Below are 24474 nucleotides of genomic sequence, written 5' to 3'. Positions count from 1 at the left end.
CGTAAGTGGTGACTAACCTTTTAATCCTCAGGTACAGGTTACAGATTTATTAAAGCCTGTACATAATACCAGTATGGAAGCGCTTTTTTATTCTATTTAGTTATACCCTTTAACTTTAGTGAGATATATAAGAAAACGAGATGGGTAAAACTATCAATTACTAAAACAACCTCTTGTTCATAAGCAATGAGGGAATAATGTGCAGTTATTAACCATCATTTTCTCAGCATTGGCGACAAAATGAACATAAAAGCCGTAAAAAGCTATTTTTTGCGCAGTCAGCACAAATATTTCATTTATGTTGTTGACAGTTCCTAAGTACGTCTTTAATATTCGCCTCCGTTGAAGCACAGGTCCCCCTTAGCTCAGTTGGTTAGAGCGACGGACTGTTAATCCGCAGGTCCCCCGTTCGAGTCGGGGAGGGGGAGCCAACTTCAGCAAACAACTTAGGTGTCGATTCCCCCTTAGCTCAGTTGGTTAGAGCGACGGACTGTTAATCCGCAGGTCCCCCGTTCGAGTCGGGGAGGGGGAGCCACTTAGTTGGCTCTTAATCGCCTCACCCACTTCATTCTATTTTAATTCCTAAAACAACGCGTTTAGACATTAAATAACCCTAATTCAATCAAGTTGTTAAACCCGTTCTAAAAAGGGATAATAGACCTAATCTGTTTTTCTTTTTAATTCGCGGGCATTGTCCGTCAAAATTCCTCGAAGGAATTGCGTTATTCATGACTGAATTTTTACTGCTATTGATTGGTACAGTACTGGTTAACAATTTTGTGTTGGTTAAGTTTCTCGGCTTATGCCCGTTTATGGGTGTGTCTGGCAAACTTGAAACTGCCATGGGCATGTCTATGGCCACCACATTTGTACTCACCCTTGCCTCTGCATCGAGCTACCTAGTGGAAACCTATTTACTTGCTCCACTGGGCATCGGTTACCTTAGAACGCTTGCTTTTATTCTTGTTATCGCGGTGGTGGTTCAGTTCACAGAAATGGTCGTGCACAAAACCAGCCCTACCTTATATAGATTGTTAGGTATTTTCCTTCCTCTTATCACAACCAACTGTGCAGTGCTTGGTGTAGCGCTATTAAACCTTACCGAACAGCATAATTTCATGCAGAGTCTTATTTATGGTTTCGGCGCTGCTGTGGGGTTCTCTCTTGTACTGGTGTTATTTGCGGCCATGCGTGAGCGTTTAGCTGCAGCTGATGTACCTGTATCTTTTAAAGGTGCCTCAATCGCTATGATAACCGCTGGTCTCATGTCCCTAGCATTTATGGGCTTTAGTGGACTGGTGAAAGTGTAATGACGATATCTACCGCAATTATATTCGCCGTTGTTGCCATTGGCGTACTTGCGCTTATTTTTGGCTTGGTTCTGGGCTACGCGAGCATTCGCTTTAAAGTTGAGGGCGACCCGCTTGTTGAGCAAATAGATGCTGTACTACCACAAACTCAATGTGGCCAATGCGGATATCCGGGCTGTAAGCCTTATGCTGAGGCAATTGCTGAAGGTGATGATATTAATAAGTGCCCACCCGGTGGCGAAGCAACGATTAAAAAACTCGCAGACTTGATGGGAGTTGAACCTAAACCCCTTGATGCAGCTCATGGCGAAGAAGACGTTAAAAAAGTCGCGTTTATACGCGAAGACGAATGTATCGGCTGTACCAAATGTATTCAGGCCTGCCCTGTCGATGCCATTTTAGGTGCCGCCAAACACATGCACACGGTTATTACTGATGAATGTACAGGGTGTGACCTATGTGTAGATCCCTGCCCTGTCGACTGTATCGACATGGTGCCAATTGCTCAAACAACTTCTACATGGAAGTGGGATTTTGAATCATCGCCTAAAGGTGATATCCCCATCAAAATGGTGTCGTAATTGTGATGTACCCAAGTTTTGATTCAATTATAGAAACCCTTGAAGCGGGAAAGATGTACTCATTTCCAGGTGGCGTACATCCCGACGATAAGAAATCTCTATCTAATACATCAGTAATAAAGAAACCGTCGTTACCCGAATTATTGATTGTTCCTTTAAGGCAGCACATTGGCTCAGACGGTATCTGCTGCGTAGAAGTTGGCGATACCGTATTGAAAGGCCAAATTCTTTCGCAAAGCTCATCGCCTTTTTCTGTGCCAGTTCATGCGCCAACCTCGGGCGAGGTTGTTGCGATTGCTCCGCATGTTGTAGCGCACCCTAGCGGCCTAACAGAAATGTGTATTTCGATACGTCCTGACGGTAAAGACACATGGTGCGACCTATCTCCAATAGCAAATTATAGCGACATAGATAAGAACAAACTTATAGAAGCTATTTGCCAAGCAGGAATTTCAGGAATGGGTGGTGCCGGCTTCCCTACTCATATAAAAACCTCAACGTCAAAACCTGTTGAGTTTCTTATTTTAAATGGGATTGAGTGCGAGCCTTACATTACTTCTGATGATCGATTGATGCGTGAGCACGCCTGGCAAATACGCCAGGGTCTAGACATTCTTACTCACCTTATTGGGCCGAAGGCCATTGTAGTTGCGGTTGAAGACAACAAGCCAGAGGCTTTCGAAGCACTTAATATTGCCTGCCAGGATAAAAAAGACTATCGCGTTGTTAGCGTTGAGACTAAATACCCTGCCGGCGGCGAAAAACAGCTGATTCAGGTACTGACTGGCCGAGAAGTTCCAAGAAATGGATTGCCTGCCGACGTAGGCGTGATGATGTTCAACGTTGGTACCTGCTATGCCATTGCAGACGCTATTTTACACGGCAAGCCGCTGATTGAACGGGTTGTTACCGTAACTGGTGAAGCCGTTGAATCACCAAGCAATTTTAGAGCGTTGTTGGGTACGCCCGTCTCTCATCTATTGGATGAAGCAAACTACAACCCGAAAAAACAGAAAGCACCTAAAGTGATTATGGGCGGGCCTATGATGGGCTTTACCTTATCAGACGCTACGATCCCCGTGGTTAAAACCACAAACTGTTTGCTGGTTCCTGCAAAAAAAGAGCTGGTAGACGACAATGCAGAGCGCCCCTGTATTCGCTGTAGCGCATGCGCCGACGCATGCCCTGCGTCATTGCTCCCCCAACAAATGTTTTGGCACGCCAAAGCAAAAGAATACGATAAAGCCGAAGAATACGACCTTTTCGACTGTATAGAGTGCGGCGCATGTGCTTACGTTTGCCCCAGTGAAATCCCACTGGTGCATTACTACCGCCAGGCTAAATCCGAAATACGCATTCAGCGTGATGAAAAGAACAAGGCCGAGAAAGCTAAACAGCGTTTTGAAGCACGTAAAGAACGTTTAGAGCGCGAAAAACTTGAGCGCGAAGAAAAACATAGAAAAGCAAAAGAAGCACGATTAGCCGCCAACAAAGCCAAAGAAGAAAGTGCAGTAGCCGATAATGCGAATAGCGCTGTCGATGCTGGCGCAACTGAGGCCAAGGACAAAGTAGCGGCGGCGCTTGCGCGTGCGAAAGCAAAGAAAGCGGCTATGCAGGCCAACGCAAAGGATGAAAGTAATACAACAAATACCAACGAACCAAGCACTGCGGCAGACGATAAAAAAGCACAGGTAGCAGCAGCTATTGCCAGAGCTAAGGCGAAAAAAGCCGCACAAGCCCAGAATGAAGCTCAACTTGAAAGCGCGGATAAGCAAGTTGAGCAAGCGTCATCGCCAGAAGATGATAAAAAGGCAAAGGTTGCTGCAGCAATCGCCAGAGCAAAAGCGAAAAAAGCCGCGCAAGCTCAAAACGAAACGCAAGATGAAAGCGCTGTCGAACCATCAACCACAGAACAGCCAAGTAACCAGTCATCATCACCAGAAGATGAGAAAAAAGCTAAAGTTGCTGCCGCTATCGCTAGAGCAAAAGCAAAAAAGGCCGCGCAAGCCAGCCAGTCTGAAGCATCTTCAGCAGAAAAAACTGCGGGCTCTCAAGGCGAAAAGCATACTGAACTTTCCGATACTGAAGCTAATTCAGAGCTAAACGCTGAAGCGCAGAAAAAAGCGCGTATTGCCGCGGCAATCGCTAAAGCTAAAGCGCAAAAAGCTGCTAAAAATAGCGAAGACGGTCAGCCTGACAAGTCAGTTTCAGAGCAAGGTGCGCCAACTCAATTAGATGAGCAACCAGACAGTCACTCCAAAGAACAGCTAGATGAAAAGCAGGCTAGGATCGCAGCGGCGGTAGCGAAAGCGAAAGCTAAAAAGGCCGCTTCGCAAAAAGCGCAAGCATCTAGCCCTGATGGCGAGGCTGGTATTGAGATTCAAGACGGTAACTCGCCAGAAGAAGCCAGTTTTCAAAGCGTCAGCGAACAAAACAATAGTGCTCAGAGTGATAGCGCATCAGATTCAGCTAACAACTTGAGCGAAGCGGATGAAAAAAAAGCGCGCATTGCTGCTGCGGTGGCGAAAGCGAAAGCCAAAAAAGCGGCTAAGCAGGAAGAACATCAAGGAAGCGAGCAAACTGATGCTGACGACGCTGCCTCGACAAATGAAGCTGACGAGAAAAAGGCGCGCATTGCTGCCGCAGTGGCAAAGGCTAAAGCAAAGAAACTTGCTCAAGACAGTAATGGCAATGTAGCGACCTCATCAAATACTGCTGAACAGGAAAGTAGTAAAGCACATGAGCAGAGCGAATCGTCTAGCCGTGTAGGTCAAGCAACAAGCACGCAAGCTCCTTCTCAACCGACGGCACAAGATGAAAAGAAAGCGCGCATTGCAGCTGCAGTAGCAAAGGCTAAAGCAAAAAAAGCAGCAGCTGAACAAGAGAAAGAATCATAATGAAGTTAAGTTTATCGAGTTCACCACACCAACGGGTTAAACGCGATACTGGCCAAGTCATGCGTATGGTTATTTATGCCATGCTCCCTGGCATGATTGCACAATCCTTCTTTTTTGGCTGGGGAATGCTCATTCAAGCCATTATTGCAGTAGTGAGTGCACTGGTCATTGAAGGCGTGATTTTATTTTTAAGAAATCGCCCCATCGAGCGCACATTAACAGATTACAGCGCAGTATTAACCGGCTTACTCATCGCAATTAGTATTCCTCCTACCCTACCTTGGTGGATGACGGTAACGGGTGTTTTCTTCGCTATTGCGGTGGCTAAACAGGTTTACGGCGGGCTTGGCTTTAATATTTTCAACCCTGCCATGATAGCGTATGTGGTGCTGCTTATTTCATTCCCTGCGGCTATGAGCCTATGGCTGCCTCCTGCGACTCACGCTGGCATTACGCCAAGTTTCTTTGATTCGGTATCACTTATATTTACTGGTTTTACTACTAGCGGATACGATGTCACTCAACTCAAAACCATTGCCGATGGTGTAACCATGGCTACACCGTTAGACACATTGAAAACCGACCTAACGCAAGGCGTAACATACTCAGAGTCATTGGCGAAGCCAATCTTCGATGGCGGGGTATTCGAAGCTGCTGGAGCAGGGTGGGGAATGGTGAGTCTTGCGTATTTACTTGGTGGCCTCTACCTTTGGAAGACCCGCGTTATCAGCTGGCATATCCCGGGAGGTATGCTGCTAAGCGTTTTTGTTTGTGCATCACTGCTTCATTTAGCAAACGCCGATTACTACGCTTCACCGCTATTTCACCTGTTTAACGGTGCAGTAATGGTAGGCGCCTTCTTTATCGCCACCGACCCGGTTTCAGCATCAACAACACCAAGAGGCCGCATTATATTTGGTGCAGCGATTGGCTTTTGGGTGGTAATAATCCGTACCTTTGGTGGTTACCCTGATGCCGTAGCGTTTGCGGTTATTATTATGAATATGGCGGTGCCTTTGATTGATTACTATACCCGTCCTCGCGTGTACGGCAAAAACGTTAAAGGTCGAGGTAAACACTAATGATGAAAGAAAGCCTGGCCAAAAACGGCCTTATGTTAGGTGCGTTTGCCGTTGTTACCACAGCATTAATAGCACTCACATTTTTTGGCACCCAAGATAAAATTGAGCAACAAAAGCAGCAAAAACTGCTAAGCGTACTTAATGAAGTCGTGCCTAGCGAATTCCACGACAATGCCCTTTACGCCAACTGCACAGAGGTCAATGCACCTGAACTTGGCAACAAAAAAGCCCACAAAATATATCGTGCGACGTTAAATGGCCAACCTAGCGCATTAGTATTAGAAGCCACTGCTCCAGACGGATACAGTGGAGATATCGATATCGTTGTTGGTGTTAAAGTGGATGCACACGTTGGTGGAAACACACAAGGCGGCTCGAGTACTGACTCGCTCGACGGTGAGAGCGAAAATCTCAATATCACCGCGTTAGCGCTCTCGGAGTTGGCCGAGCTTGACTCAACACCTCAGAAGTCATCTGAGCAAGACGAGAATGCGTCCGATATTTCTGCGCCCAACACTAATAGAATCAGTATGAGGGTGCTTGGCGTGCGCGTTATCGAACACAAAGAAACCCCTGGGCTTGGCGATAAAATAGAGCTTGCCGTTAGCAATTGGATAACGGAGTTCAGTGACAAGCCTTTTTCACCCGACAATTTGGCGCCTTGGCAGGTCAAAAAGGACGGTGGTGAGTTCGATCAGTTCACTGGCGCTACCATCACGCCGAGAGCAGTAGTAAGAGCAGTACGCGAAGCCTTGCTTTACGCACAGGCCAACCAATCTGCACTTTTCAACGCTCCAAACACCTGCGCAATTACAGATTCCGTTGAAACAATTGATGCGATTAACGTGAATGAGGCTCAACCTCATAGTGTAGAGGAGCTATAACGTGACTGATTTTCGCGACCTGTCTTTACAAGGGCTTTGGAAGAACAATCCTGCGCTGGTACAACTGTTAGGTTTGTGCCCGCTATTGGCCGTTACCGCGACGTTTATCAATGGTCTCGGGTTAGGCCTTGCTACCATGTTGGTACTTATTGGCAGTAACGTTACCGTTTCACTCGTTCGTAATGTGGTAAGAAACGAAATCCGCATTCCCGTTTTTGTTATGATCATTGCTGCGTTCGTTACCATTGTTCAGCTATTAATGAATGCATACACCTATGACCTTTACTTAGCGCTAGGTATTTTCATTCCGCTGATTGTAACTAACTGCGCCATCATAGGCCGCGCAGAAGCCTTTGCGTCGAAAAACGGGCCGCTCGCCTCTGCCTACGACGGATTCATGATGGGACTGGGTTTTACCGCAGTGCTGGTCATTTTAGGTGGTATGCGTGAGATATTGGGTGCAGGTACATTGCTAGCTGGTGCAGACAGACTGTTTGGCTCAATTGCTGAGAACTGGACCATAACGCTTTTCAACACTGAAAATCCGTTTTTGCTTGCGATACTGCCGCCTGGTGCCTTTTTAGGTATGGGTCTTCTCATTGCTATCAAAAACAGTATTGATGCAAAGTTAGCCGCTAAGCAAACATCGCCTGCAGTGAAGGCTGAACGGGTACGCGTTACAGCTGAAAGCTAAACGCTAAAAATCAAAAACAAAAAAGTATTTAGAAATGAATGATGTAGTTAAGCCGGCCAAGCCGCTTTCTAAGCAGGAAAAAGTAAAAGAAATCATGCGAATACTGGATGACCTTTATCCGGAAATTCCTATCTTTTTAGATCATAAAGACCCATATACGTTACTCATTGCGGTTCTCCTATCGGCGCAATGTACAGACGAGCGCGTTAACCAAATTACGCCAAAGCTCTTTGCTCGGGCAGATAACCCTTACGACATGGTATTGATGAGTATTGAAGAAATTCAAGACATTATCCGTCCTTGTGGTTTATCTCCCATGAAGTCCAAAGGCATTTGGCATTTGTCTGACATGATCATCAAGCAGCACAACGGTGAAGTGCCTGCAAACTTTGAAGCGCTGGAAGCCATGCCCGCAGTGGGTCACAAGACTGCCGCTGTGGTTATGTCTCAAGGCTTTGGCATTCCTGCTTTTCCCGTAGATACTCATATCCACCGATTAATGTATCGCTGGGGTTTGTCGAACGGAAAGAGTGTTGAGCAGACAGAGCGTGACGCAAAACGCTTATTCCCAAAAGAAAGGTGGAACGATTTGCATCTGCAAATCATTCTATATGGCAGAGAATACTGCCCTGCCCGCGGTTTCGACTTAAACAAGTGTGTTATCACACGTGAGTTCGGCAGAAAGAGTTTTATTAACGAAGTACTGAAAGAACAAGAGAAAAAGCAAAAGTTGGCGCTTAAGAAGAAGCGTAAATAGAAACTTTCAGAAAGGAGCCTTAGGCTCCTTTTTTATTCTCCATTTATTTTCTCTCAAGAGGAATTTTGCGACTAACACACGACTTACGCTTGTGGTTTGCCTCGAAAGGGACAACCAAATTGGCTATGATGGATGGGTTAGAGTTTTGCTCGCGCAAATAAAAAAGAAATATAAAAATAAATCCATGGAGAACACATGTCTCGATTGAATACTATCGCTAGAAGGCTGGCGTTTGGTGCATTAGTAAGTGCATGCAGTTTTGGTGTTTTTGCAGAAACTTCCCCCATTACTGACGAGCAAAAGAAAAATGCGGAAGCATTAATTCAAAAAGCCCTGAAAAGTGATTTAGGCTATAGCATTGTTGAATCACTAACCACTGAGATTGGCCCTCGCCTGGGCGGCTCTGAAGCAGAAAAGCGAGCTAGAGATTGGGGCGTGGTGGTAGGAAAGCGTCTAGGTTTTGATAAAGTCAGCATAGAAGAATTCACTATGCCATTTTGGGATAGAGGTCACCTACACATTTCACTCACGGCGCCTTATGCCCAACCGCTTTACGGCACAGCCCTTGGCGGCGCAGCGCCTTCTGAAAGCGAGATCAATGCAGATATCGTTTATTTCAGAGATATTCACGCGCTAACCGCAGTTGAAGATGGTGCCCTTAAAGGCAAAATTGCATTTGTAGACGGCGACGCCATGGTAAAAAGCCAAACAGGTGCAGGCTATGGTCAAGCGAACCAACGTCGCCGTATTGGTTGGCAACATGCTCAACGCGGCGGCGCTGAAGCGCTGGTCGTGCGCTCAGTAGGATCTGACTCTCATCGTTTTCCTCATTCAGGCATGATGAGCTCAGACGGCGATAATTGGGCAGATATCCCCGTAGTCGCTATCTCTAACCCTGACGCAGACCATTTACGACGTTTACATAACTTAGGTAAACCGCTGTCATTGTCGCTCCACTCTGAATCGAAATGGAAAGGCGAAGTAAACAGCGGCAATGTAATACTGGATTTAGTGGGCAGTGAGAAGCCCGAAGAAATTATCCTTATTGGCGGCCACCTAGACAGCTGGGATTTAGGAACGGGTGCAGTTGATGACGGCGCAGGCGTTGCTATTACCACGGCAGCGGCTGCGTTAATTGCTTCTTTACCAGAGCGCCCAAAACGCACCATTCGTGTGGTCATGTTTGGCGCTGAAGAAGTGGGCCTATTAGGCGCCTTTGCTTACGCTAAACAACACGAAAAGAACCTTGAAAATCACGTTCTGGCCACAGAGTCTGACTTTGGTGCGCAAACTATCTGGCAAGTAGTGTCAAATGTGAATCCCGAGGCGACTGTGCTAGTCGATGAAATCGCGAAGATTTTATCACCGCTAGGTATAGTGCGTGGCGGTTCAGACATTGCTGGCGGCGGCCCTGACATTATTCCGCTAGCAGCGAAAGGCGTACCAACGATTAGGTTAAATCAAAACGGTAGAGATTACTTTGATCTTCACCATACGCCAGATGATACCTTAGATAAAATTGACCCCGATGAGCTTGCGCAAAACATTGCAGCCTACGCAGCAAGTATATACTTGTTAGCCGATTCGGACGTTGACTTAAAAGCTAAACAGTAGTTACACGTTAGTAATCATCAAACATTGGTCAGTGCATCTCGTGCTGGCCAATGCTTACCAGTGCTCTGCTTACCCTCGCCTCTGCTAATACCCATTCTGCATTCCCACGCTCCGCTAGCAAACTTGCCAGCGCCTTCTGAGTAGGCAATGATCTATGTGGATTGGTAAATATACCTCGTCCGAAATACTCAGGCTTTATTGCGCTTGAATAAGCTGGGCAACAAATCGCTTCGCCTCTTGCCTTGATGGCAGCTCTACATGCCGATACGTATTCGCATGTTTAAAAGCAACGGTTGTTTTATTTATGGAGATATTTGAGATTAACGCACCTGACATGGCGCTATTAAAGGTAGAGATAGAATCTTGAAATTGCATAGTAAATACTTCTTTATTAATGTTGTTTGTTTTGAATTCCTCGCAGGTTGGGTAAAGAAATCGAAAAACGATAATTAGGCTCTAGCGTGAACATAGCGTTTCAGAAAGAGCCCACTTTTTTGAGGTCACTTCAGAAAAGAGAAATGACCTTAGATAAGCATAGAGGTCTTATCGAACTACTACGTTAGCAGCTTGAGGACCTTTTTGGCCTTGTTCAACTTCGAAGCTAACTTCTTGGCCTTCTTTCAACGTTTTGAAACCGTCAGAAGCAATTGAACGGAAGTGTACGAATACGTCTTTGCCGCCAGCTTCAGGAGTGATGAAACCAAAACCTTTTTCTTCGTTGAACCACTTAACTGTACCGTTTACAGAATTAGACATAATAAAAACCTTTTAAAAAAATTGATGTAATGGTGGAAAACCACCGAATAGCTATAGACATCTCCAAGCTAGTAAAGCAGTTGTATATCTATATAAAACTTCAATTTGAAGGATTTAAAAAAGAGGTACAGCGCAGTATTAGGTAAAGCAAATAACATATCTAGAGCGATGCGAAAGGTACAGGTAATTGCGAGCAATGTCCACTAGTTTTCAGTTTATTTTTTGACCAAAACACAGCTTTTTTACATATTTTTTTGGCGAAGCTGAATACGTATGTTTGTTCAAGGCACTTGAAAGCTAGGTTAACCTTGCTTTTTTGCTATAGGTTTAAATTATGACAGACACGTATGCGTTAGAAGGTAAAACAGCCATTGTTACTGGAGGCGGAAAAGGGCTAGGTAAAACTCTCGCTCAATTTCTACTAGAAGCAGGAATGAACGTGGCCATTTGTGGGCGCACTGAAACTGCGGTCAAGCAGACTGTAGAGCAGTTCGACGCCCTATTCCCAGGCAATGTCATTGGCCAAGTTTGTGATGTATCGAAAAGCGCTGATGTTGCCAGTTTTGTTAGAAAGGTCAAAGATACATTTGGCGAGCTACACGTCCTAATTAATAACAGTGGCTTTGGTAAGGAGACCCTTATTTGGGAAACCTCAGAGAAAGCGTGGGACGAAGTAATGGATACTAACGTAAAAGGGACTTTTCTCATGTGCAAAGAGGTCGTGCCTCACATGATTAACAACAAGGAAGGCTACATTATCAACATCGCTTCTCAGGCGGCATTGAACGGCTATGCCAATGCAGGCGTTTACTGTGCATCAAAATTTGCGATGGTGGGGCTTGGAAAAGCGTTGCAAGAAGAGATTCGCCCCTACGGTATTCACGTCCATTCCCTAAACCCTGCACTGATACAGTCGCAGAAAGCAGAAACAGAGAAAGTGGACGATGGCCTAATTCAAAATGAAGACTTAGGCAACATGGTGGTTTACCTATTGAGCCAACCTCGCCGTCTTAAAATTGATAATATCGGTCTATGGGGCTATTAATACCAGTCCGCATAGATAATTACCCACTCAGCGAGACTTAAAATGTTCGTAATCGCGGCGTGTTACCGCAGGTATAGTACGTTTAACTAGAATTGTAATATTGTCTTAAAGCGTTAACATTTCCTAATTAACATAAAAGCGTGTCGTTTGCGTTTACTCAAATAAAGTACTCATCGTATTTATGTGTACAAAAAGTAACGGCCAACACGCAATCACAGTGCAGTGTGCCATCGAGTAATTCCGATGGCTCAAAAAAGGAATCTCTTATGCGAATGCTTCACACTATGCTTCGAGTTGAAAACTTAGAGGCCTCTCTTCACTTTTATACCTCACTCATGGGCATGCGCCTTCTTCGCCAGTCTGAAAACAAAGAGTATGAATACACGCTAGCTTTCGTGGGATATGGCGATGAAACCGAGAGTACCGTCTTAGAACTTACCTACAACTGGGGCGACAACACCTACGATAAGGGTTAAACCGGGGCCAGTAAAAGGCGGCTCCACAGTTATTGCTTTTGTTCGCGACCCCGATGGGTATGCAATAGAACTCATACAAAATAAATCCATTTCGCTATGAAATGGTTCAAAAACAAGAACTGAAGATACAGCCAGCGTAGTCAAAGCGATTTGAACGCTTAAGTCGCCAAACTATCAACTTGAAAACGTGCGGCACTGGAAAAAACCGATGAAAAACCACATGGAGTGACACGACATGCTACGTAACCGCTTATTATTTTCGCAGAATGATAAAAACAAAAGCCAAGCTAGAACAGCGATAAGTCGGAAACCTCGAGCAGCGCACAATATAAGCTTGCGCAGTAAGCCAAAAGCAAAACTGGCCGCTATTCTGCCAGCGTTGGTTGTCGCTTTTACCGGTACAGTTGCTGCTGGCAGTACGTTTTCGGCCATGGCTGCAAATAACGAGAATGGACAAATACACGCTGACACAAAAGAAAATGTTGAAACGCACTTTACCGTGATAGCCCATCGCGGCGCGTCGGGCTATTTACCTGAGCATACCCTTGAAGCAGCTACCCTCGCCTTTTCTCTGGGCCCCGATTTTATTGAGCAAGATGTTGTTATCACCAAAGACGACATACCCGTTGTGCTACACGACATCCACTTAGAAACGGTCACCAATGTAGAAGATGTGTTTCCTGCACGCCACCGCGATGACGGACGCTATTACCCGCGTGATTTTACTCTTGAAGAACTGCGACAACTGCGGGTACACGAGCGCGCTAACAGTGACGGGAAGCAAGTTTTTAAAGATAGGTACCGCGGCACACATGCTAATTTTAAAGTGGCCACGTTAAATGAACACTTTGAGCTAATCAGCGAGCTAAATCGCCAATTTGGAACGTCTGTCGGGGTTTATCCTGAAGTAAAGTCCCCTGCCTTTCACATTAAAGAAGGCGTTGATGCCAGTAAAATCGTTGTAGATGCTTTGAATGCTTACGGGTTTGGTGGAGAGAGCGGTAATAGCTACCTGCAATGCTTCGATTTTAACGAAGTTAAGCGCGTTCGTGAAACCCTGGGCTATAAAGGCAAAGTTGTGATGCTGATTGGCGAAAACGACTGGGGCGAAAGCGACACAGATTATAACTGGCTGCGCACTCAGGAAGGCATGCAGCAGGTTGCGTTGTATGCCGATGGCATAGGCCCTTGGTTAGGCCATTTACTCGATAATGAAGCGATGACTCAAGGAAAAATAGAAGCCGCGGCATGGATTGCCTACGCCCACGAAAATAACCTGACAATCCACCCCTACACCTACCGACATGATGCACTACCAGCAGGTATGAGTTCAGAACAAGTCTTGGAAGTTTTAGACAAGGTGGTAGGTGCTGACGGTGTTTTCACCGATCATTTAGTACCGGTATTAAGGTGGCGAGAAAAATTAAACTAACGCATTTTAAAGCGAGTGTAGGCGCGACAATTAGCGCCTAGGATTTTGAAAGTCGCACCACCACGCGTCTGTTTTGGGCGCGGCTTTCTCGTGTATCGTTTGGCGCAATATGGCGTTTCTCACCGTGGCCTGTCAACTGAATTCGATCTTCAGGTACACCTAGCGTAGTCAAATAGCTTTTTACTTCGTTAGCACGTCGAATAGACAACTGTTCATTATTATAGCGACCGCCGTAGCTATCGGTGTAACCATCAAGAAGCACAAGCTCAAGTTCGCTGTCTTCTTTTAAGTATTCACCTATCATGGTTAAGCGCTTCTGCGAATATTTGGTTAGCTCTGTACTGTTGTTTTGATACGACAATACCGTGTAGGCAATGTCATCAAAGCCGAAGGGCAATAAGTTCGATACACACTTCACAAATTCACGATACACACCAGAGAAGTTGCTAGCGTTTAATGCCACACTTACTTGGTCGTATTTGTTATACCAATCTTGGTAATAGATTGTGGGCCAAAAGCCTTTTTCTAATTCAGACAACATAGTCCAAGCCGCATCCTGCGGAAGGTCGCCATTGTACTGTTTACGAATAGACATGTCGGCAATGGTTTTAGGCGCAACGCCGGGCATCCATTTAGGTGGTACAGAATAAACAGCAGCCATATCAAATTTGCTTGGCAGCAAATACATGTCCAGTTCAAATTCCATATTAAGCTGCTTCGACGCTGAGCTCGTGAACATGGCTTCGCCATAACCGGGTAGTTCGTGGTTCAAGGTACACTGAAGTCGGGTGTCTTTGTCTATTCGCCAGTTGGAGCTTTCTATGGTTGCAGAATATTGCCGCATGGCAGCGTGGGAAGACAATGACCCCAGCATCCCCAATAAAGCGATGTATTTTAATTTCGACACCATTTCGACACCATAACGAAAATCAGACTAACACAGGTAAAAGACAACACTACGTGCACAAATTACCGAACATAATGAATCAAATTAGCTCACACAAAAAGAAGAAATGTGCCTAATGATTTTTTCACGCTTAATTTGATTATCGTCCAAATTGTAGAAAAGTTTAGCGTTTAATACCATTCGCGTTTTGTACTTTTGCTAGCCCCCTGATTTAACAGTTTATAAATTGCAACTGGCAACTCGAGAGTATCCTTGCGATAATTCTTTTACGCAATATGCTTCGCAGGTTGGTACGCATTTTAGTCACCAACCAATTAACGCAATCGAGTCTTACAAGAGTGTTTATGTCTGCCAACCCGCCCCTTCTCTCCCAGCGCTTTCGAGGTTACTTTCCCGTTGTTATCGACGTTGAAACAGCCGGATTTAATGCAGGCACTGACGCCCTGTTAGAATTAGCCGCGGTAACGGTGAAAATGGATGAAAACGGTATACTTCATCCTGATCAAACTTTTCATTATCACATTGACCCCTTTGAGGGCGCTAACCTAGAGCCAGCAGCCTTAGAATTTAATGGCATCGATCCTAATTGTGCATTGCGAGGGGCTATTGAAGAAAGCGAAGCCATGAAGGACTTATGTAAAGGCATCCGCAAGGCGCAAAAAAATGCAGACTGCCAACGTTCAGTTATTGTTGCTCACAATGCAACGTTCGATCAGAGTTTCGTCAATGCCGCGATAGAACGCTGCAATATAAAACGCACGCCGTTCCATCCGTTTGTTTCATTTGACACCACCAGCCTTGCTGGATTGGCCTTAGGCCAAACGGTTTTGGTAAAAGCATGCCGTGCAGCGGGGATCGCATTTGACCAAAGTGAAGCGCACAGTGCGCTGTATGACGCCCAAAAGACCACCGAGCTATTTTGCTATATGGTAAATCGCTATAAAGCGCTAGGCGGATGGCCTGTAGAAAATAAAGAGTAGTTTTATTCAAACTGATATAAACAAAAACAGCGCCAAAAGGCGCTGTTTTTTTATAATCTTTAAACAGTTTAGCTTATAGCTTGTCTGCTTCTTCAGATAGGTACTTAGCAACACCTTCAGGCGACGCATCCATACCAGCTTTACCTTCAGTCCAACCCGCTGGGCAAACTTCACCATGCTCTTGGTGGAATGCTAGTGCATCAACCATGCGTAGCATTTCATCAACGTTACGGCCAAGTGGAAGGTCATTGATTACCTGATGACGTACCATACCTTCTTCGTCGATTAGGAATGAACCACGGAACGCAACGCCATCTTCTGGGTGCTCAACATCGTATGCCTGGCAGATGTCGTGCTTAACGTCAGCAACAAGGGTGTACTTAACCGGACCAATACCACCTTGATTTACCGGAGTGTTTCTCCACGCATTGTGTGAGAACTGAGAGTCGATTGAAACACCGATCACTTCAACACCACGCTTTTTGAACTCGTCGAAACGCTTGTCAAAGGCGATAAGCTCTGACGGGCAAACAAACGTAAAATCTAGTGGGTAGAAGAATACAACAGCTTTCTTGCCCTTGATTGCTTCACTTAGTGTGAAAGTGTCAACAATTTCACCACTACCAAGTACCGCTGCTGCAGTAAAGTCAGGTGCTGGACGGCCAACTAATACACTCATGAGTCTCTCCATTTATATTTGGATTGTAATAATAGAAGTGATTACGTTGCGTAACCACTTTGATAAGAAATTTCTTTCAAAGAAAATAGGTACGAATATGGAAATAACAATATTAAACAACGAGTTTTTTTACTGATCATACCAATAACCGCTTAACATCCCCCCACACTGTTCAGTCTTTCTTCAATTACCTTGTATTAAATTTGTCATTATCCACTTGCTAAAGCAAAGAATAACAATTATTATCATTTACAGATTCATTTGGAGTACGTTTAATGTTTGTTTGCATGTGCTATGGGGTAACTGATAAAAGCATTCGCGCAGCGGTTGAAGAAAACGGTGTGGGAAATATGCGAGAGTTACGTCAACATTTAGAGCTTGGCTCACAATGCGGTAAGTGTATCAACATGGCGCAACAGATCATTGACCAAACTATCGTCGATGAGTCCCTATTCAAAGACGTTGGCTAGACAATTAGCCAACCCGCGTATTCTTAACACGCAACGTCATCGCTCTTAGCATCCTTGGCTAGACTTAAAACACCATATTTATTATCACGATTATTTCTTTAAGTGACCTAAGTCATATCCTAGTTTAAATACCTAAGTAATATTTACATCGTCACCTAAAACGATAGGTTGTTGTCCTTTCAAACTCAGAGCTAGGCTCATTTTCTTACTTTCAATGAGTGCAGCGCGCCATTTAACTACGTAGCTTTGCTAAAGCATGCCCTAGTTAAAGGTGTACTCAATGCCTGCATAATAGAAAGCCCCATTGATACCGCTAGGCGATGTAGGTGGGTAGAGTGCGCCAACTTCACCTTGAAAAGGGTTTTCATTAGGCAGCGAATCAAACAGATTTTGGGCGCCAAGGGTAACTTGTGTTTGAGGCAGTACTTTCCATGCAACTTGGGCATCGAATGTGGTTAACGCATTGCCGTATATGTCCATCCCTGCGGACGCATCAAGATGGTCTTCATAAAACTCACCGTAATAGTTAAGCCGCCAAGTAAATGCCCAATTTCCTTTCGATTGCTCCAGCGTGATACTGCCTCGATGAGCAGGCAAGTTATCTTCCAGCATACGAATTCTTGCCTGTGTTAGATTAGGTAGAAGCCGTATTTCGTCCCCCACTTGCGCAGGATAAAGCGTAACCCGCTCTACTTGTGTGTCTGTCCAGTTGAAGGCAAGAAGTAAAGAATTTGACCAATCAGCTAGCGCAAAATTGTAGTTAACGACTAAATCAACACCCTGAGTTTTTGTGTCAAAGTCATTTGTAAAATACTTTGCAGCATTATATTTCGCCGCATCTGGACGCCCTTGGGCAATAAGCGCACTAATGTCGTCGTCGGTTAACGGGATTGCAGATGTCGTACTAATGCGATCAGAAAGGCGAATATTGAAATAGTCGAGCGTCGCAAAAAAGTTCTCGCTTGCCTGCATAACAAGCCCGAGGCTAAAGTTCACCGATTCTTCAGGCGTAAGTGGAGTTGCGCCTAGTTGCAGTGAGATAAGATCAGTTGGAGGCAGCGTTGCTTGGTCTTCCAAACCGTTAACACCGTAGGCGGTAGTTACGTTGATAACATTACTCTGCCCTACTGTTGGCGCCTTAAAACCGGTGTTTACAGATCCGCGTAATGCAAAAATATCATTTAATTTATAGCGAGTACTCAATTTCCCATCGAATGTCGAGCCGAAATCACTGAAATGCTCTACACGAGTGGCCACGCCAAACTGCCATGCTTCGGTAACATAAAATTCCAAATCGGCGTACACAGCCCAATTGCTTCTGCTCCAGTGCCCAGCACTTTGAGGCTGATACCCCGGAAAACCGTTGGAACCGATGGAAAAGCCTTGGTTCAACCCAAGTGGCGGCTCTAGAGCGAAAGGGCCTGCAATATATGACGCTTCATCGCCGGACTTTTGAAAATAGGTTTCTTTGCGCCATTCTAAGCCCACGGCAATGCTAACCGGATCGTCGAAAATAGTTTGAATGAGTTTGTTAAAATCTAAGTTAAGCGTTCGCTCTACTTGCGACACACCACCGGGCGAAAACGACGTTGGCGTTTGTGGCCCTAACGATGGATTAACCGTATTGGAGATGGTGTACTCAATGTCACTGTAGCCCAATGTCGCACTGGCATCCATCGCCCAGCCATTAGGTAACTCATGTTTAACGCCCATCGCAACAGAAGCGTCCGTTATCGTACCCCCAAATTTTGGTGTGAAACCGCCAGGGAACCACTCATTGAAAGCAAAACAGTTGGCACCAAGCGCCGTTGTGTTATCTGCAATTAGTTGATACGAGGGGTCCAGCAATACACTATTGCTGGACAAAGTTATAGAAGGGCAAGCAATTCCACTTTCCAATCCATCGAGATCGGCTACAATCAGACGACTTTCCCCTGTATTTGGGTCGGTACGGCTGAACACCCCTTCTCGAGTTTGCGGATTTCGAAAGTAAAAACCACCGTTTATTTCTCTTCTTGCTGCAGTGGCAAAGCTGTAAAATTGTGATTTAGACGAAATGTCTGCGCCTGCATTTAGCGCAAGTTTAATATCTTCGTTAACATCAAGCGCTCCCCATACTTGGGACGGTGACGCGATGAACACATTCCCTTGGTCAATCAAGTTCTGCGCATCAATCCGCTGTACAGAGCGCGACGTGCCATTTTGCTGACGATACTCTGCCGTTGCATTTAAAAAGCCGTTTTCTCCAATAGCAAAGCCTTTATTCAACTGCACTTGAAACAGTTCGCCGTCGCCTTCACTGTATCCGCCAACTTTCAGCGCAACATGCCCTCCTTCACGAGCATCCTTAAGTACGAAGTTAATCACGCCTGCAATGGCGTCTGAGCCGTACTGGGCTGCTGCACCATCTCGCAATACTTCGACTTGCTTTAACGCATAGGCAGGAATAACCGATATATCAGGCCCTTGTGCACCGTCAGATAAACCTCCGCCTAAAAACGTGATTACCGCAGAGCGATGGCGTCGCTTTCCGTTAAGCAGCAAAAGCGTGTGATCCGAGGACATGCCTCTAAGGTTCGCCGGCCTTACCAGGCTACTGGCATCATTGATGGGCTGATCGTTTACGTTTAACGAAGGAACCATCACGCTTAACATAGAAAGCACGTCTGAATTTCCCTGTGAGTTAAGGGTTTCAGAACCAATCACATCCAAAGGAACTGGTGAGTCAACAGCACTTCGAGGCGAGTTACGAGTACCGACGACCGCAATTTTTTCAAGTCCATTGCCTCCCTCGTCTGTTTTCTTTTCGGTATCTTGTGTCTGTGTTTCCTTCGCCACTAACGATGAACGAGAACGAATACTTACCGCACCGCTTTCATCAGTCACTACCGCCAATTCTGTTCCTTCAAGAAGCTGTGCCAGCGCTTCATTCAGTGTGAACGTACCTTCCAATGCGTTTGTTTTCACTTTTTTTGCTAAATCAAAAGGAAAAAGCAATGTGGTATTTGCCTGTTTAGCTAGTTCGGTTAGCGCTTCATTAGCATTTTGTGCGGGTATTGAAAAGCTGTAAGCACCCAATTTTGGTTCGGTTTGGTCGGGTGATTGCGAAGGGCTGTCTGTTTGTGCATGAAGCGTTGGCGCTGGTGCTATGAAAAGAAAAAAGCCGGACGCTATGTGTAGTGCCGAGAGGGACAAAATACGGGAGAATTTGCACATTCTTTTTTGCGAAAGGCATTGGGCCGAACACGCTAGGGCATGCAGCTTTTCTATTGCCTTTTTGGTTTGCCTGCTTATCGCAAAATTGCTGTATTGCAAGATATAAAATCGATGTGCTTATTATTTTAATTATATTGTCACATTAAAGAAATTGATGCCAACTACGAATAGTAGAAAGCACCTATCTTTCAGAAATATTTAACTTTTCGCTAGCTTAAGCTCAATACTTGTTTCTGTGACTTTCTCGTAGTTGATGTTAAAGCTGCTCTTAAGTGCAGACAACAAACCGTCTATATCGCCTACCTTAAAGTAGCCCGCTACACGTCGCTTGCGCAGACTTTCGTCCGAAATGTTAAAGCGAACGGGTGTATAGCGGCCAATCTCAGCTAATACGGCCTCTAGCGGTTCACCTTTAAATACAATCATACCTTGTTGCCACGCTAAATCGTCATCAATGTCATTTTGAGACATGCTTTCACGGGCTTCCACTTTACCTTGTACAGTGGCTTTTTCACCCGCGAACATAAGAAGCCCTTCTTCAGCAACAGGACGTTTAGTGAAGAGCGATTCATTTGAGGATGAAGCCTTAAAGCGGTCTTTCACCAATACCTTTCCGTCGGTAACCACTAACTCAAACGCATTATCATCCACATATTGCATATTAAAGGCAGTTCCAACAGCGGTAACGGTGTTGTTGCCTGCGGTCACAGAGAAAGGGCGAGACGTGTCGTGAGCCACTTCAAAGTGTGCCTCCCCTTTCAATAAAACGATATTGCGCGCCGTTGATGAGAAATCTACGGTAACTACAGAGTTTGTATTTAGATGAAGTTTAGAGCCATCGGCTAGCGTCACGTTTTTCTGTTCGCCAACACCGGTTTGTACCTTTTGCGTTACCGCTGCGAATTCAGGGGTGCTATTTAGCCACGTGCGCTGAACCACTACCCCAACAGCAATTGCCATCACTAAAAATGTGGCCGCAATGCCCCAAACCGCTGTTTTAGGCATATTGCGTTTTTTCGACGACTGACGAGAGGTTGGCTGCGGGAATAAACCGCTCAATTCATTTAATACCGACATGTCGTCCCACAAGCTAGCGGCGTCTAGCAAAGCTTGACGATGCGCATTACTTTCCGACAACCAAGCATCTAGCTCCGTCTTTTCGTCACTGTTTAAGCCGCGATCGAGACGGCTTATCCATAAGCACGCTTGCTCTTGGATATCTTCTTTGCTTGAAAACTGGCAAATATTATTCATGTTAACTACGGCTTATGTCCTGAGTCGCGTTAGCAGTGGCACGGGGGGATGCACTGTCCTTTGACAGCTCGGCTAAGTACCTAGAGCACATCATTAAACCTTTGGCGACATGCTTCTCAACGGTGCTTTCGCTTAGCCCCACAAGCTCTGCAATCTCTTTTTGTCGCATGCCATATACTTTTTTCAGCAAAAATACGCGTTTTACATCAGCAGACAATGTATCTGTCGCTCGGCAAAAATGAATAAAACGCTCTTTGCTTTCTACATTTTTTTCTAAACTGTGCCCTACAAGTTCATAAGGCAAAATATCCATGTCATCGAGCTGCTGCTTATTTTTGTTTTCAGCTTTCGCAACATGGTTCAGCGCTAGATTACGCGCTGTCTTGAGCATATAGGTACGCTCATACTGTATTTCTTGTTTTAACTCTGCTTCGTAGCTTTTAATAAAAGCTTCTTGCACGATGTCTTCAATGTCGTCGGCGCCAACAATAGAACCTACCGCACGCATTAGCTTTGAGCGGTATTTTAAAAAGGTTTCAGCTACTGTCGACTTTCTCGTCATAATATTAAATGTTGTGTGTTTCGATTTGCTTACATTGGCATCAATAATGCCTGCTTTTTCGTTCTTTTTCACCTAATAAAATAAAAGGGGGCTAATGCCCCCTTAACTTTGAAACATTAAGTGAAAGTTTGGTTTATAGGTAATTGCTTACCTATTAAAAAGTGTAAACACCTCTTAGGTAGTAGAAGCCACCGTTAATACCAATTGGAGATGTTGTCGGATACGCTGAACCGGCAATCTGTGCGTAGGTGATACCACCTGCATCAGTATTGTTTTCGTCAGGGTATTCATCAAACGCGTTCTTAGCACCAACAGTTACTGTGAAATCTTCAGTGAAGTTATATGCCACTTCAAAGTCGAACGTAATTTCAGAACCTACTTTGTCAATCGGCAATGCAGAGTCTAGGTGATCTTCGAAGATGCTACCGTAGTAGTTCATTCTCGCAAGGAAGCGCCAGTCGCCATTAGTGTGGTTAGCTGTTGCACTGTAACGTACCGCTGGAAGGTTATCTTCTAGCATGCGAATACGAAAATCAGAGATATTGTCCGACGCGCGGTCAACTTCTGTAGACGTCCAGTTATATGCAAGTGAGAACTTAGTTTCACCGCCCATCATATCCATCGAATAGTTCGCTACTACGTCTACACCTTCAGTGGTGGTGTCGAAGTCATTAGTAAAGAAGCTGATTTCAGAGAAGCTAGACGCATCGTTGATACCTTGCTCAAGCAGCGTGGCAATGTCTTCTTCAGTCAGCGCAATACCAGAGGCAGTACTGATACGGTCAGTCAGTTCGATGTTGTAGTAGTCTGCGGTAATGAATAGACCATTATCGAAATCGGCTACCACACCAAACGTGATACTTTCTGACTCTTCAGGCGTTAACTGCTCACCACCTTTAAGTTGAGACACTGGATCTGTCGGAGGCAGTGTTGCACGGTCAATAAGTTCACCACCTGTACCAAACGCGGTAGTTACGTTACGCACGTTGCTTTGACCAAGGGTAGGTGCTTTAAAGCCTGTTGAGAACGCACCACGGAAAGCAATGTTCTCAAGTGCTTGCCAACGGAAAGCAATCTTACCTTTCGTTGTGTCACCGAAATCAGAGAAGTCTTCATAACGTAGCGCACCGGCTAACATGAAGTTTTCAGTGATATACGCTTCTGCGTCAATGTACAGTGCGATGTTGTTGCGGGACACACGACCTTGGCTATTGGCCGCCAAGCCAGGGAAACCATTTGAGCCAATGCCAAAGCCTTGTGTCGCCAGCGGACCTATTTCATAAGAGGCAGTATCACCTGCAAAGCTCTCATAACTTTCGTTGCGATATTGGAAACCAGTTGCCACGAATAGTGGTTCATATAAACCAACATCGAACGGCTTAGTGAAATCAATATCAAGGGTTTGCTCAGACTGCGTATAGCGACCTGGGCTAAATTCTGTAGGTGTTTCTGGACCTAAAGACGGGTTGATGGTGTTGCTAATAGCAAAGTCAACTTCGTTTTGGCCAAGGTTCAAGCTCACGTCATACGTGATATCGTGGTCAAGTTCGCCTTTCGTACCAAAGACAAGTGACATATCTGTAACCGTACCACCGAAACGAGGTGTGAAACCACCTGGCAGCATTTCGTTGAACGCCCAACAGTCAGGATTGTTCTGAACTTCGTTAATATAACGCGGGTTCTCTAGTACGTTATCACCAACTACGATGTCGGTTGGACAGTTACCTGACATATCGCCGGTTAAATCACCAACAAGCAGTAGTTGCTCGCCATCGTCATTTGTACCACCATCGTTCACACCACCACGATTGTGTGGGTTACGGAAGTAGAAACCACCTTCAACTTCACGCTCGGCGTAGTTACCAAACATGTAAGCTTCTGAGGTAGCAGAAAGCTCTATACCTGCATTAGCGAAAAGTTTGATGTCGTGTTTGATCTCAGGTGAGCCCCAAATTTGCGCAGGATCTGCTACAAAAGTGTTCCCAGCCGCTATCAATGCAGCAGCGTCTGCACGCTGTACACTTCGAGATGTGTCGTCTGCAGTACGGTATTCAGCTGAAAGGTTAATAAAGCCTTTGTCAGATAGAGGAAGACCTACGTTACCCGACATCTGAATCATGTCGCCGTCGCCTTCGTAGAAAGAGCCGTAACGGGCTTCAAACGAACCGCCTTCTGATGCATCGTTAAGTACGAAGTTAATTACGCCCGCAATCGCATCAGAACCGTATTGTGCTGCTGCACCATCGCGAAGTACTTCCACTTGCTTTAATGCCGCTGCTGGGATAACAGAAATATCAGGACCTTGTGCACCGTCAGAAAGACCACCACCAAGGAAAGTGATAACCGCAGAACGGTGACGACGTTTACCATTTACAAGCACAAGCGTGTGGTCTGATGCCATACCGCGAAGGTTAGCAGGACGAACAAGCGTTGAAGCATCGTTGATCGGCTGGTCGTTTACGTTAAAAGACGGAACAACAGTCTGCATCATAGATACCATATCAGTGGCACCCTGCTGCTTAAACTCTTCGTCAGAAATAATATCAATTGGCACCGCTGAGTCAGCGACCGAGCGAGGCGCTGCACGTGAACCAACTACCGCAATTTGTTCAAAATCTTCGGCCTTAGCACTCTCTTCAGCTTCTTGCGCATAAACAGGTGCAGCGGCCATTACTGAAAACGCAGCTGATGCAGCTAATACGCCACGCACGTTTTTGGTCAATAAAGACAAGGTTGTATTCATGGTGGTTTCCCGGAGTTTCTCTAAGACACCTTCAGCGTTTTAAACACATTAAAAAAATGCTCAGAGTAGTTGTTATTTTTTACCTTCAACACTGACTCATTTGCGGTCAGATGGTGTTTTTTATAGAACGCAAGA

Annotated in this window: 20 protein-coding genes, 2 tRNA genes and 1 pseudogene; 15 read left to right on the top strand and 8 right to left on the bottom strand. The window is 45.3% G+C overall.

The genetic code is table 11. The features are described from left to right. Window positions 1-354: 354 nt before the first annotated feature. The 10 genes from AC0J2X_RS15040 (at window position 355) to AC0J2X_RS14995 (ending at window position 9819) form a co-directional block, all read left to right on the top strand. Window positions 355-431: transfer RNA gene (locus AC0J2X_RS15040), tRNA-Asn, on the top strand. Between the two features lie 27 nt (window positions 432-458). Continuing rightward, window positions 459-535, top strand: a tRNA-Asn gene (locus AC0J2X_RS15035). Between the two features lie 193 nt (window positions 536-728). Then, window positions 729-1310: an electron transport complex subunit RsxA gene (rsxA, locus tag AC0J2X_RS15030; RefSeq protein WP_014975993.1), complete on the top strand. Its 582-nt coding sequence runs from the start codon at window positions 729-731 to the stop codon at window positions 1308-1310. After that, window positions 1310-1891: an electron transport complex subunit RsxB gene (gene rsxB, locus AC0J2X_RS15025; protein WP_014975992.1), complete on the top strand. Its 582-nt coding sequence runs from the start codon at window positions 1310-1312 to the stop codon at window positions 1889-1891. Before rsxA ends, rsxB begins: the two co-directional genes overlap by 1 nt. A gap of 5 nt (window positions 1892-1896) precedes the next feature. Beyond that, complete coding sequence (gene rsxC / locus AC0J2X_RS15020; RefSeq protein ID WP_069943948.1) at window positions 1897-4788, top strand: electron transport complex subunit RsxC; 2892 nt, start codon at window positions 1897-1899, stop codon at window positions 4786-4788. Then, window positions 4788-5870, top strand: a complete 1083-nt coding sequence (rsxD, locus tag AC0J2X_RS15015) for an electron transport complex subunit RsxD (protein ID WP_061485157.1) — start codon at window positions 4788-4790, stop codon at window positions 5868-5870. The genes rsxC and rsxD overlap by 1 nt, the downstream gene beginning before the upstream one ends. Continuing rightward, complete coding sequence (locus AC0J2X_RS15010) at window positions 5870-6754, top strand: RnfABCDGE type electron transport complex subunit G (RefSeq protein WP_069943947.1); 885 nt, start codon at window positions 5870-5872, stop codon at window positions 6752-6754. The genes rsxD and AC0J2X_RS15010 overlap by 1 nt, the downstream gene beginning before the upstream one ends. A gap of 1 nt (window position 6755) precedes the next feature. After that, window positions 6756-7448 (top strand): electron transport complex subunit E, encoded by a 693-nt coding sequence (locus tag AC0J2X_RS15005; protein ID WP_039233136.1) that lies wholly within the window; start codon window positions 6756-6758, stop codon window positions 7446-7448. A 34-nt stretch (window positions 7449-7482) separates the two neighbouring features. Then, complete coding sequence (locus AC0J2X_RS15000; protein WP_014975990.1) at window positions 7483-8205, top strand: endonuclease III domain-containing protein; 723 nt, start codon at window positions 7483-7485, stop codon at window positions 8203-8205. Between the two features lie 195 nt (window positions 8206-8400). After that, entirely contained in the window at window positions 8401-9819 is a 1419-nt protein-coding gene (locus AC0J2X_RS14995) for a M20/M25/M40 family metallo-hydrolase (protein WP_069943946.1), read from the top strand. Between the two features lie 195 nt (window positions 9820-10014). Here the strand turns inward: AC0J2X_RS14995 and AC0J2X_RS14990 are convergent, their stop codons facing one another. Both AC0J2X_RS14990 and cspE read right to left on the bottom strand, forming a co-directional pair. Continuing rightward, the gene (locus AC0J2X_RS14990) at window positions 10015-10194 is read right to left on the bottom strand and encodes a hypothetical protein (RefSeq protein WP_039233139.1); all 180 of its coding nucleotides are present in this window, start codon (window positions 10192-10194) and stop codon (window positions 10015-10017) included. A 168-nt stretch (window positions 10195-10362) separates the two neighbouring features. Continuing rightward, entirely contained in the window at window positions 10363-10575 is a 213-nt protein-coding gene (gene cspE, locus AC0J2X_RS14985; RefSeq protein WP_014948776.1) for a transcription antiterminator/RNA stability regulator CspE, read from the bottom strand. Between the two features lie 334 nt (window positions 10576-10909). Here cspE and AC0J2X_RS14980 point away from each other — a divergent pair, with 334 nt between their 5' ends. From AC0J2X_RS14980 to glpQ, 3 genes and pseudogenes are all read left to right on the top strand, one after another. Next, on the top strand, window positions 10910-11620 hold the full coding sequence (locus AC0J2X_RS14980) for an SDR family oxidoreductase (protein ID WP_069943945.1): 711 nt from the start codon (window positions 10910-10912) through the stop codon (window positions 11618-11620). A 266-nt stretch (window positions 11621-11886) separates the two neighbouring features. Continuing rightward, window positions 11887-12196: pseudogene (locus AC0J2X_RS14975) on the top strand (VOC family protein). A gap of 135 nt (window positions 12197-12331) precedes the next feature. Next, window positions 12332-13528, top strand: a complete 1197-nt coding sequence (gene glpQ, locus AC0J2X_RS14970; protein ID WP_069943944.1) for a glycerophosphodiester phosphodiesterase — start codon at window positions 12332-12334, stop codon at window positions 13526-13528. A gap of 37 nt (window positions 13529-13565) precedes the next feature. On the opposite strand, the gene AC0J2X_RS14965 is transcribed toward glpQ, so the two are convergent. Continuing rightward, window positions 13566-14438, bottom strand: a complete 873-nt coding sequence (locus AC0J2X_RS14965) for a flagellar protein MotY (protein ID WP_014975986.1) — start codon at window positions 14436-14438, stop codon at window positions 13566-13568. A gap of 341 nt (window positions 14439-14779) precedes the next feature. Here AC0J2X_RS14965 and rnt point away from each other — a divergent pair, with 341 nt between their 5' ends. Further along, a complete protein-coding gene (gene rnt, locus AC0J2X_RS14960) occupies window positions 14780-15415 on the top strand; it encodes a ribonuclease T (RefSeq protein ID WP_014948771.1) in 636 nt (211 codons plus the stop codon). A 73-nt stretch (window positions 15416-15488) separates the two neighbouring features. Here the strand turns inward: rnt and AC0J2X_RS14955 are convergent, their stop codons facing one another. Beyond that, window positions 15489-16094, bottom strand: coding sequence for a peroxiredoxin (locus AC0J2X_RS14955; RefSeq protein ID WP_014948770.1), 606 nt, complete (start codon window positions 16092-16094; stop codon window positions 15489-15491). A gap of 275 nt (window positions 16095-16369) precedes the next feature. Between AC0J2X_RS14955 and AC0J2X_RS14950 the strand changes: the two genes are divergently transcribed. Then, on the top strand, window positions 16370-16564 hold the full coding sequence (locus tag AC0J2X_RS14950; RefSeq protein WP_014948769.1) for a bacterioferritin-associated ferredoxin: 195 nt from the start codon (window positions 16370-16372) through the stop codon (window positions 16562-16564). A gap of 261 nt (window positions 16565-16825) precedes the next feature. Here AC0J2X_RS14950 and AC0J2X_RS14945 read toward each other — a convergent pair whose 3' ends face one another. The 4 genes from AC0J2X_RS14945 to AC0J2X_RS14930 form a co-directional block, all read right to left on the bottom strand. Then, on the bottom strand, window positions 16826-19759 hold the full coding sequence (locus tag AC0J2X_RS14945) for a TonB-dependent receptor (protein WP_278711807.1): 2934 nt from the start codon (window positions 19757-19759) through the stop codon (window positions 16826-16828). 219 nt (window positions 19760-19978) lie between these two features. Next, on the bottom strand, window positions 19979-21034 hold the full coding sequence (locus AC0J2X_RS14940; RefSeq protein WP_069943942.1) for a FecR family protein: 1056 nt from the start codon (window positions 21032-21034) through the stop codon (window positions 19979-19981). Between the two features lies 1 nt (window position 21035). Further along, entirely contained in the window at window positions 21036-21668 is a 633-nt protein-coding gene (locus AC0J2X_RS14935) for an RNA polymerase sigma factor (RefSeq protein WP_014948766.1), read from the bottom strand. Between the two features lie 82 nt (window positions 21669-21750). Further along, a complete protein-coding gene (locus AC0J2X_RS14930) occupies window positions 21751-24339 on the bottom strand; it encodes a TonB-dependent receptor plug domain-containing protein (RefSeq protein ID WP_014975983.1) in 2589 nt (862 codons plus the stop codon). Between the last annotated feature and the right edge of the window lie 135 nt (window positions 24340-24474).

Source organism: Alteromonas sp. R7 (genome assembly GCF_055755235.1).
The sequence above is the reverse complement of the archived record's forward strand: the minus strand, read 5'-3'. Positions and strand labels throughout refer to the sequence as shown.

What these genes read in the sequence shown, in the direction of transcription:
- AC0J2X_RS14940 (WP_069943942.1), bottom strand. Translation starts at nt 21,034, where the DNA reads ATGAATAATATTTGCCAGTTTTCAAGCAAAGAAGATATCCAAGAGCAA.
- AC0J2X_RS14950 (WP_014948769.1), top strand. Translation starts at nt 16,370, where the DNA reads ATGTTTGTTTGCATGTGCTATGGGGTAACTGATAAAAGCATTCGCGCA.
- AC0J2X_RS14955 (WP_014948770.1), bottom strand. Translation starts at nt 16,094, where the DNA reads ATGAGTGTATTAGTTGGCCGTCCAGCACCTGACTTTACTGCAGCAGCG.
- AC0J2X_RS15000 (WP_014975990.1), top strand. Translation starts at nt 7,483, where the DNA reads ATGAATGATGTAGTTAAGCCGGCCAAGCCGCTTTCTAAGCAGGAAAAA.
- AC0J2X_RS15010 (WP_069943947.1), top strand. Translation starts at nt 5,870, where the DNA reads ATGATGAAAGAAAGCCTGGCCAAAAACGGCCTTATGTTAGGTGCGTTT.
- cspE (WP_014948776.1), bottom strand. Translation starts at nt 10,575, where the DNA reads ATGTCTAATTCTGTAAACGGTACAGTTAAGTGGTTCAACGAAGAAAAA.
- AC0J2X_RS14980 (WP_069943945.1), top strand. Translation starts at nt 10,910, where the DNA reads ATGACAGACACGTATGCGTTAGAAGGTAAAACAGCCATTGTTACTGGA.
- AC0J2X_RS14930 (WP_014975983.1), bottom strand. Translation starts at nt 24,339, where the DNA reads ATGAATACAACCTTGTCTTTATTGACCAAAAACGTGCGTGGCGTATTA.
- rsxC (WP_069943948.1), top strand. Translation starts at nt 1,897, where the DNA reads ATGTACCCAAGTTTTGATTCAATTATAGAAACCCTTGAAGCGGGAAAG.
- rnt (WP_014948771.1), top strand. Translation starts at nt 14,780, where the DNA reads ATGTCTGCCAACCCGCCCCTTCTCTCCCAGCGCTTTCGAGGTTACTTT.
- AC0J2X_RS14990 (WP_039233139.1), bottom strand. Translation starts at nt 10,194, where the DNA reads ATGCAATTTCAAGATTCTATCTCTACCTTTAATAGCGCCATGTCAGGT.
- AC0J2X_RS14995 (WP_069943946.1), top strand. Translation starts at nt 8,401, where the DNA reads ATGTCTCGATTGAATACTATCGCTAGAAGGCTGGCGTTTGGTGCATTA.
- glpQ (WP_069943944.1), top strand. Translation starts at nt 12,332, where the DNA reads ATGCTACGTAACCGCTTATTATTTTCGCAGAATGATAAAAACAAAAGC.
- rsxD (WP_061485157.1), top strand. Translation starts at nt 4,788, where the DNA reads ATGAAGTTAAGTTTATCGAGTTCACCACACCAACGGGTTAAACGCGAT.
- AC0J2X_RS14965 (WP_014975986.1), bottom strand. Translation starts at nt 14,438, where the DNA reads ATGGTGTCGAAATTAAAATACATCGCTTTATTGGGGATGCTGGGGTCA.
- rsxA (WP_014975993.1), top strand. Translation starts at nt 729, where the DNA reads ATGACTGAATTTTTACTGCTATTGATTGGTACAGTACTGGTTAACAAT.
- rsxB (WP_014975992.1), top strand. Translation starts at nt 1,310, where the DNA reads ATGACGATATCTACCGCAATTATATTCGCCGTTGTTGCCATTGGCGTA.